Source organism: Anthropogastromicrobium aceti (assembly GCF_020687335.1).
Classification (GTDB): domain Bacteria; phylum Bacillota; class Clostridia; order Lachnospirales; family Lachnospiraceae; genus Anthropogastromicrobium; species Anthropogastromicrobium aceti.
The window spans coordinates 30,865-46,424 of the sequence record NZ_JAJEQN010000012.1 but is presented as its reverse complement, the minus strand read 5'-3'; the positions used below and the strand labels follow the sequence as shown (position 1 = coordinate 46,424).

General features: G+C 36.9%; 21 protein-coding genes and 1 pseudogene. 20 read left to right on the top strand and 2 right to left on the bottom strand.

The features are described 5' to 3' along the window. The first annotated feature begins 7 nt into the window (after positions 1 to 7). The 14 genes from LKD48_RS06480 to LKD48_RS06415 all read left to right on the top strand — a co-directional run bounded on the left by LKD48_RS06480 (position 8) and on the right by LKD48_RS06415 (position 10,364). The gene (locus tag LKD48_RS06480; RefSeq protein ID WP_002594776.1) at positions 8 to 553 is read left to right on the top strand and encodes an RNA polymerase sigma factor; all 546 of its coding nucleotides are present in this window, start codon (positions 8 to 10) and stop codon (positions 551 to 553) included. Continuing rightward, positions 522 to 1,283 (top strand): hypothetical protein, encoded by a 762-nt coding sequence (locus LKD48_RS06475; protein WP_002594775.1) that lies wholly within the window; start codon positions 522 to 524, stop codon positions 1,281 to 1,283. The genes LKD48_RS06480 and LKD48_RS06475 overlap by 32 nt, the downstream gene beginning before the upstream one ends. After that, a complete protein-coding gene (locus LKD48_RS06470; RefSeq protein ID WP_002594774.1) occupies positions 1,267 to 2,154 on the top strand; it encodes an ABC transporter ATP-binding protein in 888 nt (295 codons plus the stop codon). The genes LKD48_RS06475 and LKD48_RS06470 overlap by 17 nt, the downstream gene beginning before the upstream one ends. After that, entirely contained in the window at positions 2,141 to 3,352 is a 1,212-nt protein-coding gene (locus LKD48_RS06465) for an ABC transporter permease (RefSeq protein WP_002594773.1), read from the top strand. The genes LKD48_RS06470 and LKD48_RS06465 overlap by 14 nt, the downstream gene beginning before the upstream one ends. Then, entirely contained in the window at positions 3,353 to 4,057 is a 705-nt protein-coding gene (locus LKD48_RS06460; RefSeq protein ID WP_308731538.1) for a M15 family metallopeptidase, read from the top strand. Between the two features lie 223 nt (positions 4,058 to 4,280). Then, entirely contained in the window at positions 4,281 to 4,619 is a 339-nt protein-coding gene (locus LKD48_RS06455) for a winged helix-turn-helix domain-containing protein (RefSeq protein ID WP_308731537.1), read from the top strand. Positions 4,620 to 4,951: 332 nt separating this feature from the next. Beyond that, complete coding sequence (locus tag LKD48_RS06450) at positions 4,952 to 5,089, top strand: helix-turn-helix domain-containing protein (RefSeq protein WP_080633534.1); 138 nt, start codon at positions 4,952 to 4,954, stop codon at positions 5,087 to 5,089. A gap of 43 nt (positions 5,090 to 5,132) precedes the next feature. After that, positions 5,133 to 5,825, top strand: a complete 693-nt coding sequence (locus LKD48_RS06445) for a response regulator transcription factor (protein ID WP_002594771.1) — start codon at positions 5,133 to 5,135, stop codon at positions 5,823 to 5,825. Positions 5,826 to 5,830: 5 nt separating this feature from the next. Then, positions 5,831 to 6,748 carry a sensor histidine kinase gene (locus tag LKD48_RS06440; protein WP_002594770.1) on the top strand — a complete coding sequence of 306 codons (918 nt, stop codon included), beginning with the start codon at positions 5,831 to 5,833 and terminating at the stop codon, positions 6,746 to 6,748. Positions 6,749 to 6,883: 135 nt separating this feature from the next. Next, positions 6,884 to 7,810: an ABC transporter ATP-binding protein gene (locus LKD48_RS06435; RefSeq protein ID WP_015524607.1), complete on the top strand. Its 927-nt coding sequence runs from the start codon at positions 6,884 to 6,886 to the stop codon at positions 7,808 to 7,810. Further along, positions 7,803 to 8,588, top strand: a complete 786-nt coding sequence (locus LKD48_RS06430; RefSeq protein WP_117844631.1) for an ABC transporter permease — start codon at positions 7,803 to 7,805, stop codon at positions 8,586 to 8,588. Before LKD48_RS06435 ends, LKD48_RS06430 begins: the two co-directional genes overlap by 8 nt. 2 nt (positions 8,589 to 8,590) lie before the next feature. Next, positions 8,591 to 9,370, top strand: coding sequence for an ABC transporter permease (locus LKD48_RS06425; RefSeq protein ID WP_117844629.1), 780 nt, complete (start codon positions 8,591 to 8,593; stop codon positions 9,368 to 9,370). Positions 9,371 to 9,377: 7 nt separating this feature from the next. Beyond that, entirely contained in the window at positions 9,378 to 9,839 is a 462-nt protein-coding gene (locus LKD48_RS06420; protein ID WP_110102444.1) for a hypothetical protein, read from the top strand. 102 nt (positions 9,840 to 9,941) lie between these two features. Further along, positions 9,942 to 10,364, top strand: a complete 423-nt coding sequence (locus tag LKD48_RS06415; protein ID WP_002594765.1) for a winged helix-turn-helix domain-containing protein — start codon at positions 9,942 to 9,944, stop codon at positions 10,362 to 10,364. A 19-nt stretch (positions 10,365 to 10,383) separates the two neighbouring features. On the opposite strand, the gene LKD48_RS06410 is transcribed toward LKD48_RS06415, so the two are convergent. Then, positions 10,384 to 10,641 (bottom strand): helix-turn-helix domain-containing protein, encoded by a 258-nt coding sequence (locus tag LKD48_RS06410; RefSeq protein ID WP_038292687.1) that lies wholly within the window; start codon positions 10,639 to 10,641, stop codon positions 10,384 to 10,386. A 171-nt stretch (positions 10,642 to 10,812) separates the two neighbouring features. Here LKD48_RS06410 and LKD48_RS06405 point away from each other — a divergent pair, with 171 nt between their 5' ends. After that, positions 10,813 to 11,148: a hypothetical protein gene (locus tag LKD48_RS06405; RefSeq protein ID WP_002594764.1), complete on the top strand. Its 336-nt coding sequence runs from the start codon at positions 10,813 to 10,815 to the stop codon at positions 11,146 to 11,148. A 93-nt stretch (positions 11,149 to 11,241) separates the two neighbouring features. Here LKD48_RS06405 and LKD48_RS06400 read toward each other — a convergent pair whose 3' ends face one another. After that, positions 11,242 to 11,592, bottom strand: a complete 351-nt coding sequence (locus tag LKD48_RS06400) for a helix-turn-helix domain-containing protein (protein WP_002594763.1) — start codon at positions 11,590 to 11,592, stop codon at positions 11,242 to 11,244. A gap of 525 nt (positions 11,593 to 12,117) precedes the next feature. Here LKD48_RS06400 and LKD48_RS06395 point away from each other — a divergent pair. The 5 genes and pseudogenes from LKD48_RS06395 to LKD48_RS06375 all read left to right on the top strand — a co-directional run. Continuing rightward, on the top strand, positions 12,118 to 12,558 hold the full coding sequence (locus LKD48_RS06395; RefSeq protein ID WP_002594762.1) for a sigma factor-like helix-turn-helix DNA-binding protein: 441 nt from the start codon (positions 12,118 to 12,120) through the stop codon (positions 12,556 to 12,558). Beyond that, entirely contained in the window at positions 12,542 to 12,778 is a 237-nt protein-coding gene (locus LKD48_RS06390) for a helix-turn-helix domain-containing protein (RefSeq protein ID WP_038292684.1), read from the top strand. Before LKD48_RS06395 ends, LKD48_RS06390 begins: the two co-directional genes overlap by 17 nt. A gap of 384 nt (positions 12,779 to 13,162) precedes the next feature. After that, positions 13,163 to 13,312 carry an SHOCT domain-containing protein gene (locus LKD48_RS06385; protein WP_004613393.1) on the top strand — a complete coding sequence of 50 codons (150 nt, stop codon included), beginning with the start codon at positions 13,163 to 13,165 and terminating at the stop codon, positions 13,310 to 13,312. A gap of 70 nt (positions 13,313 to 13,382) precedes the next feature. Further along, positions 13,383 to 15,173, top strand: a complete 1,791-nt coding sequence (locus tag LKD48_RS06380) for a recombinase family protein (RefSeq protein WP_308731536.1) — start codon at positions 13,383 to 13,385, stop codon at positions 15,171 to 15,173. Beyond that, a pseudogene (locus LKD48_RS06375) lies at positions 15,109 to 15,465 on the top strand (23S rRNA (uracil(1939)-C(5))-methyltransferase RlmD); the annotation flags it as partial. The gene LKD48_RS06380 and the pseudogene LKD48_RS06375, both read left to right, overlap by 65 nt. Positions 15,466 to 15,560 lie beyond the last annotated feature (95 nt).

Below are 15,560 nucleotides of genomic sequence, written 5' to 3'. Positions count from 1 at the left end.
GGATTTTGTGTATAATGATTTTCTACTAATTAGAAAAATGAAGCAAGGTGATGATAATGCTTTTGATTTGTTTGTCCACAAGTATTATCAAGAAATTTTAAGCTACTGTTATCATCATTGTTTTGATCAAACATATGCGGAGGATTTCACGCAGGAAACCTTTATACGTTTTTTTTCAAAATTACCCGACTATCATTATAAAGGGAAAACACTGAATTATTTATATACGATAGCAGGTAACCTATGCAAAGATTATTTGAAGAAAACAAAGGAAATGCTTCTGGAAGAAATTGAGCTTGTGGAAGAAAACCAAACAGAACAAATTTTGAATAGAGTTTTGATCGAACAGGTTTTAGAACAACTTCCAGATGAATCAAGAGAAGTACTTACTCTTTATTATTTTCAAGAACTAAAATTAACAGAAATTTCTGATACATTGCAAATTGGACTTCCACTGGTAAAGTATCGTTTGCAAAAAGCAAGGAAACAGTTGAGGGAACTTCTCGGGAAGGAGGAATTCGATGAATCAAAAAGAAAAGATAAAAAAATATAGGGAAAGCATACAAGTGGAAGCTAGCGAAGAAAAAATACAGGAAACAATTTGTAAATCTAAAAATGCCTTTTTTATGGCAGAGCAAGAACGAATGCTTTCTTATCATGACTTTTTGTGGACACAGCTTCGTGTGATACAAAAAAGGTGGTGGGTTCTTCAATTTATGATTTTAGTGGCATTATGGATTGCTTTAAGTTCTATTCATGATGAAATATATCTAAAAAGAAGTATGGGTGTTGTAGCCACGCTATTTGTAATCCTTATTATTCCGGAACTGTGGAAAAACAGGTCATGTGAATGTATGGAAATAGAAGCTGCTTCCTATTATTCATTAAAACAGGTATATGCTACACGTATGCTGTTATTTGGTATTACAGATATTTTTTTCATAACTGTATTTTTAGGAGTCGCTTCAGCAGGTTTGCATTATGAATTATCAGAATTAGTTGTCCAATTTCTTTTTCCGCTTTGTGTAACGGCCTGTATCTGTTTTGGAATTTTATGCAGTAAACACGCTTTCAGTGAAACAGTTGCGATTGTTCTGTGTGTGATATGGAGTGCAGTATGGCTTTTTATTGTTTTAAATGAAAATGTATATATCATGGTTACTGTTCCCATCTGGTCAGCACTGCTGGGTGTAACAATACTTTTTATTGCTTTTGCGATATATCGTATTTTAAAGAATTGTAATCAATATTTGGAGGTGTCATTTGATGAAATTAGAGCTTGATGGTTTAACAAAAGAATTTGGAGATTTTACAGCAGTCAATCATATAAATCTTACTATGACAAATGGGGTATATGGTCTTTTAGGTGTAAATGGAGCAGGTAAAACAACTCTAATGAGAATGTTGTGTACCCTTTTAAAGCCAACAAGCGGAACGATATGCTGTAATGGAAAAGATATTTTCAGCATGGACAGTGAATATCGCAAGCTGTTGGGGTATTTACCACAGGATTTTGGATTTTATCCTGAATTTACGGTAGAGGATTATTTACTTTATATTGCTGCATTGAAAGGAATCCGTCCTGTTGTCGTAAAAAAACGTGTGAAAGAGTTGATTGCTAAGGTTGGTCTTTCAAAAGTAGCTCATAAAAAAATGAAAAAATTATCTGGTGGTATGAAGCGTAGAGCCGGAATTGCACAGGCTATGTTGAATAATCCTAAGATTTTAATACTTGATGAACCAACAGCAGGACTTGATCCAAATGAAAGAATCCGATTTCGCAATCTGATTAGCGAACTTTCAGAAGACAGACTGGTATTATTATCGACACATATCGTTTCAGATATCGAGTATATTGCGAATGAAATTTGGTTGATGAAAGACGGGGAAATTCTGCATAAAGGAAGTATTGACGAACTGATAAATTCTATGACAGAAACAGTATGGGAATGTCTTGTGCCGAAAAACAGGGTATCTGATTTTATGGAAAAATATAAAATTTCCAATATGAAATCAGAAATAAATCAGGTTATGCTGCGAATTATTTCTCACGAAAAACCGGTTGAGAATGCAATGCGTGTAGAAGCGTCACTGGAAGATGTATTTTTATATTATTTTGGAGAAAAAGCAGGTGATGAAAATGCTGCGTTATGAAATTAAAAAAGTGTTTTCTAAATCAAAAAATAGAATTGCTGTCATAGTGTTATTCGTAATACTTGCGATAACCAGTATATTAACGATTAACAGAGTGGAGTATGTTGATGAAAATGGAAATTCTTCTGTTGGAATTTCGGCTGCAAGAGATTTAAGAGAAGCCAAAAACCAATGGGCAGGTTATTTAACAGCAGATACATTAAGCAAGGTATTGGAAGAGAACAGGACAATTAACAGTTCGAAAGAGGCATTGTCGGATGACATTACAGAACAAAATAAGGCATATGCAAAAAAGCAAGGCATAGCAGGTATTATGGATGTCATTATTTATGCTTTCAGCGATTACAGAGATTATAATTATTATGTAACGGATCAGATTTCTGATGATGAAGTTGGAACAATCTATGAAAGAAGAATTTCTACTTTAAAAAATTGGCTTGAATCTGGAGAAGAAAGATTTACACAGGCAGAAAAAGATTTTATGATTCAGAAATATAAAGAACTGAAAACTCCATTTTACTATGAATATATGGACGGTTGGGCTGCATTACTACAAAATATATCAACCTTTATTCTGATGCTGGCATTAGTGATCGGTTTTCTTGTATCCGGGATATTTTCAGATGAATTTCAGACAAAAGCAGATTCCATTTTTTTCTCTGCACGATTTGGAAGAAGCAAGGGGATTTCCGCAAAGGTAGGAGCAGGTTTTTGTATTGCTACGGGATTTTATCTGATGTTTGTATTTCTATATACGTTTATTGTACTTTTTATATTAGGTGCAGACGGTGCAAACTGTCCAATCCAGTTGGATTTGTGGAGAAGTGTTTATAATATTACTTTTTTACAGGCATATCTGTTTATTGTTCTGGGTGGATATATAGGAACGATATTTGCAGCTACACTCGGAATGTTGGCATCAGCGTTTACACACTCTACGCCAACTGCCGTTATTGTACCATTCATTGTGCTATGTGCATTTCCATTTTTAAGCAGAATTATTACATTGCCTGGATTATGCTCTTTCTTTCCAGACCAGTTATTAGAAATTTATTTGGATATCAAAGAAGCTGGACTTATAACATTGGGAAGTAAAGTAACCACAATAGCAACTGTTATTGTTCCTGTATATGCAGTGGTATGCTTGATTTTTCAGCCGATACTGTACAGGGTATACCAAAAGGTGGAGATAAAATAATTGAAACGATATGCAAGACGAAAAAAATTTAAAGTAAAAAAACTTTTTATCCTGTTATTTACAGTAATGTTATGTGTGATGGCAGGAAAGGTTCTTCATTCATCTTTAACAACGCCTTTTCTTGGAAATATAACACACCATATGGCCAGTGAAGATCATGGCTGGAATCTGATTCTTGTAAATCGTGAGAATTATATTCCTGCTGATTATGAAGTACAGCTTACAGAATTATCAAATGGAAAAAAGGTTGATTCCAGAATTTACCCGGAGTTGCAGGAAATGTTTAATGCTGCAAGGACGCAGGGATATGGTTTGTTTGTTAGAGAGGGATATAGGACACAGGAAGAACAGCAGCAACTAATGAACGAAAAAATAGAAGCATATGAAAATGAGGGAAAATCGAAGTCCGAAGCGAAAAAACTTGCAGAGCAATGGGTGGCAATTCCTGGAACAAGTGAACATCAGCTTGGTATTGCAGTCGATATAAACGCAGATACTACAAAAAGTTCAAGAGATGATGTTTATAACTGGCTTGAGGAAAATGCTCATACATATGGTTTTATAAAGCGTTATCCTTCAAATAAGACGGATATAACAGGTGTTATAAATGAACCTTGGCATTACAGATACGTCGGGAAAGAAGCTGCGTCGGCAATATACTCTCAAGGAATTTGTTTGGAAGAATATATAGAAACGCTGGAATAGAATTTCTTATATGGAATGGGTATATTGACCTATTTCCAAAAATAAAATCCAAACTAAAAAACGAAAAGATGGACGGGGGAATATACATAGAAGAATATTATAAGTAATTGACGAAGGAGGGCAGATTATAGCTAAGTTATTATTACTTTCTCTTGAGGAAAATGAGGACGAACTATTAAATGCAGTTATTTCAGTTTTAGATGGTTTTGAAAATAAAACGCAGATGATAAAAGAAAATTTTTGCACAAAATTAGTTTTTGAAGGAATGGAAATAGATGTTTCAAGACGAATACTATATCGAGGAAAAAAAGAAGTTAAAGTTACGAGTGTAGAGTTTCAAATTCTGCATTTATTAGCAAGAAATCCGGGCAGAGTATTTAGTAAGGAACAGATATATGACATTGTGTGGAAAGAGCCTTATTCCGGCGATCACAATATTGTTATGAGCCACATTAGAAATATTAGAAAAAAGATTGAAGATGATCCAAGTAAACCAATGTACATACAGACAGTGTGGGGAGTTGGGTATCGCTTTAATAAAAATTTAAGCAGTGGTCTGTGAAAATATTCCAGATCACTGCTTATTTTTCCTTTTTAACACCCAAGAGATATTCACAAGATACATGAAAAAATTTAACTAATGATACAGACGGCGTGAAAAGTCAAGATATTCTAGCGGAAAATTGAAGAAAATCAGAAGAATGCAGGAAGACTTTCCTATGGAAATTTAATCGTACAGATGTTAGGAAAGTGTGGGAAATTTCGTCTGTGTCATGACATAGGAAGTGTTTGCTAAGTATCCTTTCATGCACTCCCGAAGGATGTGCCAATGTAGAAGGCATATGATTGTATTATTCGAAAGAACGAATTATAATAATATTCGGAGGAATTGATATGGATTATATGATATTAAAAGAAGCTAGTGCAAAATGGGGAGTAACACCTCGTTGGATAAATTATTTTTGCTCTGGTGGACGTATTCCAGGACCTGTAAAGATGGGAATGGTTTGGCTGATACCAAAATCAGCATAAAAACCTGTGGATGGTCGGACAAAACAAGGGAGAGAATTGTACCATGAATAGAATTTTGATTATAGATGATGACAGAGAACTGTGTGCCTTAATTAAGCGCAGCGTACAAACGGAAAATATAGCAGCCGATTTTTGTAATACCGGAAAAGAGGGCTTGCAGAAATTAAAAGAGCAGGAATATCAGCTTGTAATACTGGATGTGATGATGCCCGGTATGGATGGGTTTGAAACACTGGAAGAAATCCGCAAAGAGCATAGTTTGCCAATTTTAATGTTCACATCCAAAAATGACAGCATTTCTAAGGTGCGGGGGTTACGGGCCGGAGCGGACGATTATCTGACAAAGCCGTTTGATATGGATGAGCTGATTGCCCGTATTGTGTCCCTCATTCGCCGTTACACTCGCTTTAATCAGCAAGCCGGAACGGTGCAAAAGCTGAATTTTGATGGATTACAAATTGACCTTGAAAATCGTTCCGTTACTACGGGAAACGGCACTTTTGAACTTCCACCAAAGGAATTTGATTTGCTGCTCTATTGTGTAAAAAATCAAGGAAGAATTTTAACAAAGCAGCAGATTTATGAAGAAGTATGGGGTGAAGAATATTTCTATGATGACAGTAACATTATGGCGATTATCAGTCGGCTTCGTAAAAAATTAGAAGTCAACCCCTCCAATCCAAAGTACATCCAAACTGTCAAAGGGATCGGTTATCGCTTTAACAAGGAGGTGTAGTCAGCATGGAAATCATCGTATTCTTGTCCATTGTGATTGCTGTTGTGGCTGTATTGACTTCCATCGTTCTCGTTCGGCGTATAAAAAAACAAATAGCAGAAATGACCGATGCATTGGTTGATGTGAAAAATGGAAATGGCAATCGGCGTATTTTGTCTGCAACAAATGAACTAACAGCCCCTCTTGCCTATGAAATCAATGAGATCGTTGTGGCTTATGAAAGCAGGCTTTCTGCTGTGCGACAGACGGAAGAAACCAACCGCCAGCTTATGACGAGCCTTTCTCACGATGTTCGGACGCCTCTTACCACTCTGATCGGGTATCTTGATGCTGCACACAAAGGTATTGTCACGGGAAAAGACCGGGATGATTATATTGAAACTGCTCGCCGGAAAGCCCACGATCTGAAAGAATATATTGATGTGCTTTTTGACTGGTTCAAGTTAAATTCCAACGAGTTTGCTTTGGAAATCCAGAGCATTGAGGCCGCAGAGTTTACAAGGAATATCCTGATTGACTGGATACCGATTTTTGAGGATAAACAGGTTGATTATGACATTGATATTTCCGAACAGCCTGTCCGGGTAAGATTGGATATAGACAGCTATATGAGAATCATCAATAATCTCATTCAAAATGTCATCGCTCATAGCCATGCGGACAAAATTAAAATCTCCCTATCGAAGAAGGAAAACAGCATGGAGTTGCTGCTGGCAGATAATGGAGTTGGAATTGAGAAAGAAGATTTGAAACACATTTTTGAACGGCTTTATAAGTGCGATAAAGGTCGGTCTGAGAAAGGTAGCGGTCTTGGTCTTTCCATTGTCCATCAACTTGTAGAAAAAATGGGCGGAAGCATAGCTGTTGAAAGTATACCGGGAAAAGGAACTGAATTTTCTTTGCGTTTTCCCTTGGAGATTTAAGCGGGTTCCCGTCCTTGTGACGGGAACTTTTGTTTATTTTGTCGGATTTCAAATTGCAAGGTTAATGCAAGGTTGTGGCAAGGTTAATGCAAGGTTGGCGTGATAGAATACCTTACAGAACAGGAGGTTTTGAATATGGATTCAAATTATATTATTGAAACAAAAAATCTGACAAAGCAATACGGCTCACAAAAGAGTGTGGCGGACTTAAATATCCATGTCAAGCGTGGGAGAATTTATGGTCTGTTGGGTAGAAACGGAGCCGGAAAAACCACAACCATGAAAATGCTGTTGGGGCTAACGAAGCCGACTTCCGGTGAGGTCAAAATCTGGGGAAAGTCTTTGCAGGGAAATGAAAAGAAATTGCTGCCCCGCATTGGAAGTTTGATTGAGTCCCCTGGTTTTTATCCCAATCTGACCGGTACGGAGAATCTGCGTATCTTTGCTACCCTGCGTGGAGTACCAAACAACCATGCCATCAAAGACGCTCTGGATTTAGTCGGACTTCCTTACAAGGATAAAAAGCTGTTTTCGCAATACTCTCTTGGTATGAAGCAGCGGTTGGCGATTGCCCTTGCAGTCATGCACGATCCGGAACTTTTAATTTTGGACGAGCCTATCAACGGGCTTGACCCTATCGGTATTGCAGAAGTACGCTCTTTTATCCGTGAGCTTTGTGACGCAAGAGGAAAAACCATTTTAATCTCCAGTCACATTCTTTCGGAGATTTCCTTGCTGGCTGACGATATTGGAATTATTGACCACGGTGCACTGCTGGAAGAAGAAAGCCTTGCTGAGTTGGAGCAAAAAAGCAGTAAACATATCCGGTTTACGATCTCTGATACTGCACAGGCGGCAAGAATTTTGGAACGCAATTTCCATGAAACCCATTTTTCCATACAAGACGACCACAATCTGCGTCTACACAATATGGAGCTGCCTGTGGGGAAAATTGTAACTGCTTTTGTAGAAAACGGATTGGAGGTATCAGAAGCACATACCTGTGAAGAAAGTCTTGAAGATTACTTCAAGCGTGTGACAGGGGGCGAAGGAATTGCTTAAACTAATCAAATGCGAATTTTTGAAATTGAAACGGAAGAAATTTATTCCGCTGATTATTCTGGCTGCGTTCCTGTTTCCAATCCCGCTGACTTATCTGATGATAACGCCCTCTATGATGGAGCGATATACGGATCGGGCAGATGCTTTCGATGGACTATTTAACATGGTGTTGGGATATGGTATCCAGTTTTTACTGCCCTGCATTATCGGAGTGATTGCCGCCATCCTGTTTTTTATGGAACGCGACAACGATACATTCAAAAATTTGCGTACAATTCCAGTAACCAGCACGCAAATGGTACTTGCAAAGATCATTGTCCTTTTTATCTTTGGAATTGTTTTTTGCGTGGCTTCTACTATTGCAACAATTCTTTGCGGAATTGGAACATTAGAAGTTTATGGAATTGGTTATAAGCTGTTTTTGGCGGTTGAAACGGGGATCTTCATTACAGCAGGAACACTCCCGTTGATTGTCCTTGTTGTCTTTTTCAGTAAGACCTATGTTTTTTCCATTTTGCTGTGTGTCTTTTACAGCGTTCTGAACATGAGTGCTACGGCATTGTTTGACACACTGCCTAAAACCATGTTATGGCTTCTGCCCACGCCACTGACTACATTTTGGAGTGCGGGAGATATGGCGGCTCATGGAATAAAAATGGACTTGGAGCAAATGACAGGGCTAATTCCTTCAACATTTCAAGTTGTATTCATTCTTGGAATCATGGCATTCGTTTCGTTCTTACTGATTGACAGATTATATAAGCAGAGGGGGGAATAAACATGGTTCGCATTGTAAAAACAGAATTTTATAAATTGAAAAGGTATCATATCCTTTGGGCGGGCGTTGCACTCATGCTCCTATCCGTCCTGCTGACCTTGTTTACCTCTATGGCGAATGATGGTTCCGTTTGGGATTTCGCCTATCTTACAGAACAGGTCATCAAAAACAATATGTCCATGATTTTTCCGATGTGTATCAGCCTAATTGCTGGATATATGATTTCTCGTGAGCAGACGGATGACACACTGAAAAATATTCTGACTGTGCCGATTTCTTTTAAGAAGCTGCTGACCGGAAAATTGATTGTGTGCGGCGTATTGTCTATTACTTTCGGGCTGATATGCAGCTTGTTTACAATCATAGCGGAAATGATTGTGGGATTTCCAGGCTTTGAGATTTCCTTAGCTCTAAAAGCAGCCTTGCAGATTACTGCGGTTAATTTCTTTTTATATCTTGCGGTTCTGCCGATTATCGCTCTTACTTGTCGGAGGACAGGTAGCTTTTTAGTCGGTGTAATCATTGCTTTTGTCTATGGATATGGAGGGATGTTTGCCGCAGGAAATATGACATTAGCAAACCTTTATCCGATTACCGCAAGTCTTGGAATGGTAGGCTACCGCAGCTATGATACCGCAGTCAACTGGAATATCGGAAGCTGTTCTTGCAGTCTTGTGCTTGCTGTCGTTATTTCTGCCATCTTGATTTTGTGCATGAAAGAGCGAGAAGCAACCCAAACAAAGAAAAAGGCCAAAAAGGTAGCACCAAAGAAAGGCTGGTGATGATTTTATTAAGAAAATAGTTTTAGCATTGGCATTTGTCCTTTTGGGAAGTTTTATGATTTCTGGCTGTTCAAAAGATGAAATTCTCAATCATTATAATAATATCGTTCAGTCGGCTGGAGTCATAGAGCTTACAGGAAAGTTATCTTTGGAAGGAACAAAAGAAAAAGGGATTGATGATTATACGGGAACTTATACGGCTGATTATGAGAATTTTTCAGATTCAGAGTATTTGTTTGGAGGAACTTCTATAAAGCGAGAAGCTGGTAAGGATTTGTCTATTGATTGCACTTTGGAGGTTGCGGAGGGAACTGCAAAAGTATTTTGGATTTCTGGAGCTGATGAAGTAGTCACTTTGCTTGAAACAACCGGAACTTATAGTGACACAATTACACTTCCTGATGGTGGAAATTATGTCGGCATTGAGTGTGAGGAATTTACTGGAAACATTGAATTGAATATTGAATAATCTTTAGCTGTGTGATGGTAAAAGAAAAATGTCACAGTACGGCAGATTTGTTTTAGTTAAAAGTTTATGCATAAAAAATAAAGTAGGTGATTACATGGGAAAATGTTAATACTGACATTTGAAGATAGTGAGGAAGAAATCCTGAATCATATAATATCCTGTGTCAATACGGGAGCAAGAGCATTTCAAGTAATTGAAAATGCAAAAACAAATTTGAGTTTTAATGGATTAGAAATAGATAATATAAATCGTTTGGTAAGAAAGCAGAAACAGGAAATAGATTTGACATTTACAGAATTTGAAATCCTCTATCTGTTAGCCAACAATCTAGGTAGAGTGTTTAGCAAGGAGCAGATTTATGATATTGTCTGGAAGGAATCCTATTCCGGCGATTATAACATCGTCATGAGCCATATCCGTAATCTACGTGAGAAAATAGAAGATAACCCAAGTAAACCGATTTACATACAAACAGTATGGGGAGTTGGGTATCGCTTTAACAAAAATTTAAGCAGTGGTCTGTGAAAATATTCCAGATCACTGCTTATTTTTCCTTTTTAACACCCAAGAGATATTCACAAGATACATGAAAAAATTCTGCAAGAGCAACGACTTCATAATCCGGTACAAAACGTGTTCCTTGTTCGATACGAAGTACGGTAAGGTCACTGAATTCATATCCGGCCAGTTGTAGTTGTTCGGCTAATGCTTTTTGCGACATATGTTTTTCGATTCGTAGGGCTTTTACACGTTGTCCGATAAGGTTCTTGGAATTACTTTCCTGATTCCAGTAAATCTTCATTCAAACACCAACTTTCTAAAGATGAAGTGTTACATGATTGATTTTACGGAATATTATTGATAATATACTTCTAAAGATGAAGTATAAGAGAATAAAGTTGTTGAAAATAATGCAAGGACTGATAATACTGCCTGCAAAATGCAATACTTATATGGAAAGGTGGATACAAAAATGAACGAAGTATTTGAAATGGTGGCAGAGGTATTGGAGGAGCTTCGTAGCGAAGCAGGAGAGCGTGAGTATTCCGTTTGTACGAAAGAAGCGAAAAATGCAGCTAAAGAATTAAAAAAGGCAAATCAGGAATATGAGAAGTTGCTGGCAGAGATTTCAGGAGAACAGAGGGAGCTTTTGGAAAAATATATGGATATTGTGGATCATGCCCATTTTCAAGAAGAACAAAGAGCGTATTATCAGGGAATGATAGATACGATACAGATATTTGAAGGATTGGGAATTTTGAAAAAAAGAAATAAAGTAAAAGAACTGCTTATGCATACTGAAAAATAGTTCAAACGGGGTGGAAGGCTTACAGACAAGCTGACCACCCTGTTTTATCCAGAATTATTCAGAAATAATCCAGAAAAAATAGAAATCTTTCTGCTATTCTGTTTCATGGGTTTTATATGTACGAAGATAGGCTTCCACAAGTGCAAGGATGGTGGTTATCTGATCGGGAGTACATTCTGAAAGATAGATCAACAGCCTTTGGTAATCCAGATTATCGTTCAGAGCCGCTGGATAAAAAAATGGATCGGCAGAGATGTGTAAAGCACGAATGAGCTGTCCGAGTTTTTCAAGACTTGGAACATTGCCATGATTTTCAATCTCTTTAATATATCTTGATGAAACACCGGATTTTTCGGATAGCTCATCATAAGTCAGCTTTTGGTCTAATCTGGCTTTCTTCAGGCGAAAACCCATGTCTTTATCAATTTTCTTAGATTTAGCCATATCATACACCTCCATGTATAGTGTATATTTCACTTTAGAGAAAGAAAATGCACTAATAAATCACTATATTAGAGGGGTATCATGCACTTTTAGAAAAGGTAAGAAACTTTGGATATTGCATATAAAAAAACGCAATGTTCAAAGGCTTTTTTTCGTGTTTTTATCCTTTGAACATGTTTGGGAGGGCTATGTATTCTGAACTGTTGAAAGGATTTTTTGGTGCTAATCAAAGCCAATCCTGCGTAATGCGTGGAAAGGCAGATAAATAAGTTGCATTTTAAGCAATGTAAATAGTTATGCAGTTGAGAGTGCATTATACCCACTCGAGACATGTGGGGAAAATTTAATATCAGATATAAACAACGTCCTATGGGTATCGGCCTGTAAGGGCGTTTTTTATATAAAAAAATATTTTTTAAAAACAGTGTCGGGTGTTCGACGCTGGATATATATCCATTCGTGCTATGGAGTGAAAGGGAGATATTTCACTCTGCTTCAGGTGGTTACGGAAGGAGGTGATCTCTTATGAAGAAATCTTCTTCCGAACAGCAGTCAAGAATAAGGAAACAGTTTGACAGTTTCTGCAAAACCCTGTTGAAGAATGAAATGATAGATTATGAGAGAGAAAGAAATTATCGTTTAAAATATGAAATTTCTTTTTCGGAATTAACGCAGAAGGAACTACGACAACTGGAAATCATGGATGATTACATAGTTGAATCAGAAATGTTCCATGTCTTTGATTATGACATAGAAGTAAAAGATGAGTTGATTGGTGAAGCATTAAAGTCTTTGCCGGAAAAGAAGCGAAATGTAATTTTATTATCTTTTTTTCTGGATATGACAGATACAGAAATTGCAAAATATATGAATCTTGTAAGAAGTACCATTCATCATCATCGTACAAGTTCCCTTATAGCTTTAAAAAAGATTATGGAGGAGATCAGGACTGGAAAAAAGAAATAATACAAAGTTACTACCGTATCATATTATTGTGTCGGCAGCGTCCGGAGATGTGGAAGCAATTAACAGGATTTTGAAACATTATGAAGGTTATATTGCAGTGTTATCAACCAGAAAATTATATGATGAATACGGAAATTTACATTATTGTGTGGATGAAACATTGAGACGCAGACTTGAAACAAAATTGATTACTAAAATACTGAAATTTAAGATTGCATAATTTTTATCTGAACGACTCCCTTTCGTAAATTGATATAAAAAGAGCAATCATTGTACCTTGAAAATTTCATATTTATCCTGCAGGACGAATGAAACAGAGGAGCTATACAGTAGATACGCCAGGACTGTCTGCATTATTGCTTTGCGACATCGTGACGCAAAGTGGAAATGGTATCAAAATGATATGGAAGCAAAGGCATGAGCGATAAATATTTGACTGTGATCAGAAAGTGGGATTTTTGTAGCGAAGATACTGTTTTTGTTAATGATACTTCCGGGAAAGCTGCCCGGTCTGAGAAGATGGTGAAATACCAATGAGGCTGTTACCCGACAGCTACTGCAGGATTTTTGAATAAAAGTAGATGAGAAAGAATAGAGAGGGAAAATGAATAGTGCAAAATTGTTGAGATACAGTATGCAGCTGTCAATGTTGAAACAATTACGCTCGTTAAAACTTATAAGTGAAGCAGAGTATCAGCTGGTAGAGAAAAAGTTAAAAAAAGATTATGGTGTTATTTCTAATATTACCGCTTGACTATCGGAGTGTTGCGTTGTAAGATTATATCAACACTACGGTAGGAACACAAAAAGAAAGGGGCGGTGAAATGGAAGTTGAAATCATTAAGGCGAAGGGTGCTGGTGAGGATACTTCTACGGGAAGAAAGATTGATAGATTAAGAGTTGCCGCATATTGTCGTGTTAGTACTGATGATGAAGATCAGATTAAAAGTTATAATTCAATGGTCAGATATTACACGGACTTGATAAAGAGTAATAAGCAATGGGTTTTTGCAGGAGTTTTTGCTGATAAAGCAATTACAGGCACGAAAACAGATAAAAGAGAAGAATTCCAATTACTGATTCAGGAATGCCTTTCTGGTAATATTGATTTAGTGATTGCCAAAAGTATTCCTAGATTTGCACGAAATACATTAGATACATTAAAATATGTAAGAATGTTAAGAGAGAGGAATATAGCGGTATATTTTGAAGTCGAAAAAATTAATACGTTAAAAGATGGAGAATTTTTACTGACTATTTTAAGTTCTGTTGCACAGCAGGAAGTGGAAAATACATCTGCATATGTAAAAAAAGGTTTGAAAATGAAGATGAAACGTGGAGAACTTGTTGGTTTTCAGGGCTGCCTTGGATATGATTACGATGTAGTAACAAAGTCGCTGTCTATTAACGAAGAAGGTGCGGAAACGGTCAGATACATATTTGACAGATATGTTGCAGGTGCTGGAAGTACGATGATTGCAAGGGAACTGAATGAACAGGGGATTTCAACTATTAAAGGGAATCTGTGGACTTCTTCCAGTGTAATGGGAATTATTAATAATGAAAAATACAAAGGTGATATTTTATTAGGAAAAACCTTTACAGTAGATCCGATATCAAAAAGAAGGCTGGAAAATCTTGGAGAAGAAGATCGGTTTTATATCAAAAATCATCATGAACCGATTATATCAGAAGAAAAATTTGCAAGAGCTCAGGAGATACGGGAACGCCGTAATGGAGGACGCAAAAAGGGAGTAGCACCTGGAAAACGAGAAAAATTCAGTAGACAATATGCTTTTAGTTGTATGCTTGAATGTGGATTTTGCGGTGCGAGCTTGTCAAGACGAAGATGGCATAGTAGTTCAAAGTATAAAAAAACTATTTGGCAGTGTGTCAAATCTACGAAACATGGAAAACGGTTTTGCCCGGATAGTAAAGGAATTCCAGAACAGGTTATTGAGGATGCTTTTATTGAATCCTATCGAATGCTATGTACAGATCATAAGGATGTACTAGAGGAATTTATTAAGAGAGTTGAAAAAACTTTATCTGAAGATTCAATAGAAGATAAAATTGAAAAACTCAATAAAAATGCTTATAATATCCAATATAAAAGAAAGAAATTATTGGAGAGTTATTTAGAGGGCGTTGTGGCTAAGGACATTTACGAAGAAACAGATATGGGATATGAAAAGAAATTATCTGAAGTAAATGCTCAGCTGGGTATGCTCGAACAACAATATGACAATGAAAGCAGCTTGCAAAGAAGACTGGTAGATTTTAGAAAAGCATTGTCAAAAAACCAGATTTTAGAAGAATTTGACAGAGGAATATTTGAAAGTATCATCGAAAAAGTTATTGTCGGTGGTTACGATGAAAATGGAGAGAAAGATCCCTATAAAATCATTTTCATATATAAAACAGGATTCAAAAATGAAATTGGAAACGCAAAAGAACGATTTGGGAAGAAATCAAAAGCAGTAGAAAAAGCGAAAGAAATGTGTTCCCATATCGCAGACGAGGTAAAAGATGTGTGTTCCTATGTTAGTGACAATACATGTGGAGACGGTAGTTCTTTTATCCCACAAAAAAGCCGACAGTTATATCCACATTGATGTGGAGTTTGGAGAGGGCGAGGGCAAGATTCCGGTAGATAGTATTGCTAAAAGAGCCGAAGCGTACAAGCCCAAAGAAAAAGTGACCTACAAAATGATTAAGGAGTACATAGAAGCGAAATACGGCTTCAAAGTACATACCGCATATATCGCAGAGGTAAAGAGAGATTTAGGCTTGCCAATGTATGATGCTCCTAATGCGGTAGAAGAATTGAAACAGCCGAGGAAGCATCCGACACCAGAAAAGGTAGAAGCAATCAAAGATGCACTTCGGTATTTTGCAGTGATATAAAACTTTACTTACAATCGAATATTTCTTACATAGCCGTTTATTCATTTATTTGAGTAAGCGGCTTTTTTCATCCCTATTTTTCGGAATAGGGATAT

What these genes read in the sequence shown, in the direction of transcription:
- LKD48_RS06400 (WP_002594763.1), bottom strand. Translation starts at nt 11,592, where the DNA reads ATGGCTAAATCTAAGAAAATTGATAAAGACATGGGTTTTCGCCTGAAG.
- LKD48_RS06450 (WP_080633534.1), top strand. Translation starts at nt 4,952, where the DNA reads ATGGATTATATGATATTAAAAGAAGCTAGTGCAAAATGGGGAGTAACA.
- LKD48_RS06455 (WP_308731537.1), top strand. Translation starts at nt 4,281, where the DNA reads ATGATAAAAGAAAATTTTTGCACAAAATTAGTTTTTGAAGGAATGGAA.
- LKD48_RS06415 (WP_002594765.1), top strand. Translation starts at nt 9,942, where the DNA reads ATGTTAATACTGACATTTGAAGATAGTGAGGAAGAAATCCTGAATCAT.
- LKD48_RS06380 (WP_308731536.1), top strand. Translation starts at nt 13,383, where the DNA reads ATGGAAGTTGAAATCATTAAGGCGAAGGGTGCTGGTGAGGATACTTCT.
- LKD48_RS06445 (WP_002594771.1), top strand. Translation starts at nt 5,133, where the DNA reads ATGAATAGAATTTTGATTATAGATGATGACAGAGAACTGTGTGCCTTA.
- LKD48_RS06410 (WP_038292687.1), bottom strand. Translation starts at nt 10,641, where the DNA reads ATGAAGATTTACTGGAATCAGGAAAGTAATTCCAAGAACCTTATCGGA.
- LKD48_RS06465 (WP_002594773.1), top strand. Translation starts at nt 2,141, where the DNA reads ATGCTGCGTTATGAAATTAAAAAAGTGTTTTCTAAATCAAAAAATAGA.
- LKD48_RS06440 (WP_002594770.1), top strand. Translation starts at nt 5,831, where the DNA reads ATGGAAATCATCGTATTCTTGTCCATTGTGATTGCTGTTGTGGCTGTA.
- LKD48_RS06435 (WP_015524607.1), top strand. Translation starts at nt 6,884, where the DNA reads ATGGATTCAAATTATATTATTGAAACAAAAAATCTGACAAAGCAATAC.
- LKD48_RS06385 (WP_004613393.1), top strand. Translation starts at nt 13,163, where the DNA reads ATGAATAGTGCAAAATTGTTGAGATACAGTATGCAGCTGTCAATGTTG.
- LKD48_RS06395 (WP_002594762.1), top strand. Translation starts at nt 12,118, where the DNA reads ATGAAGAAATCTTCTTCCGAACAGCAGTCAAGAATAAGGAAACAGTTT.
- LKD48_RS06475 (WP_002594775.1), top strand. Translation starts at nt 522, where the DNA reads ATGAATCAAAAAGAAAAGATAAAAAAATATAGGGAAAGCATACAAGTG.
- LKD48_RS06425 (WP_117844629.1), top strand. Translation starts at nt 8,591, where the DNA reads ATGGTTCGCATTGTAAAAACAGAATTTTATAAATTGAAAAGGTATCAT.
- LKD48_RS06470 (WP_002594774.1), top strand. Translation starts at nt 1,267, where the DNA reads ATGAAATTAGAGCTTGATGGTTTAACAAAAGAATTTGGAGATTTTACA.
- LKD48_RS06405 (WP_002594764.1), top strand. Translation starts at nt 10,813, where the DNA reads ATGAACGAAGTATTTGAAATGGTGGCAGAGGTATTGGAGGAGCTTCGT.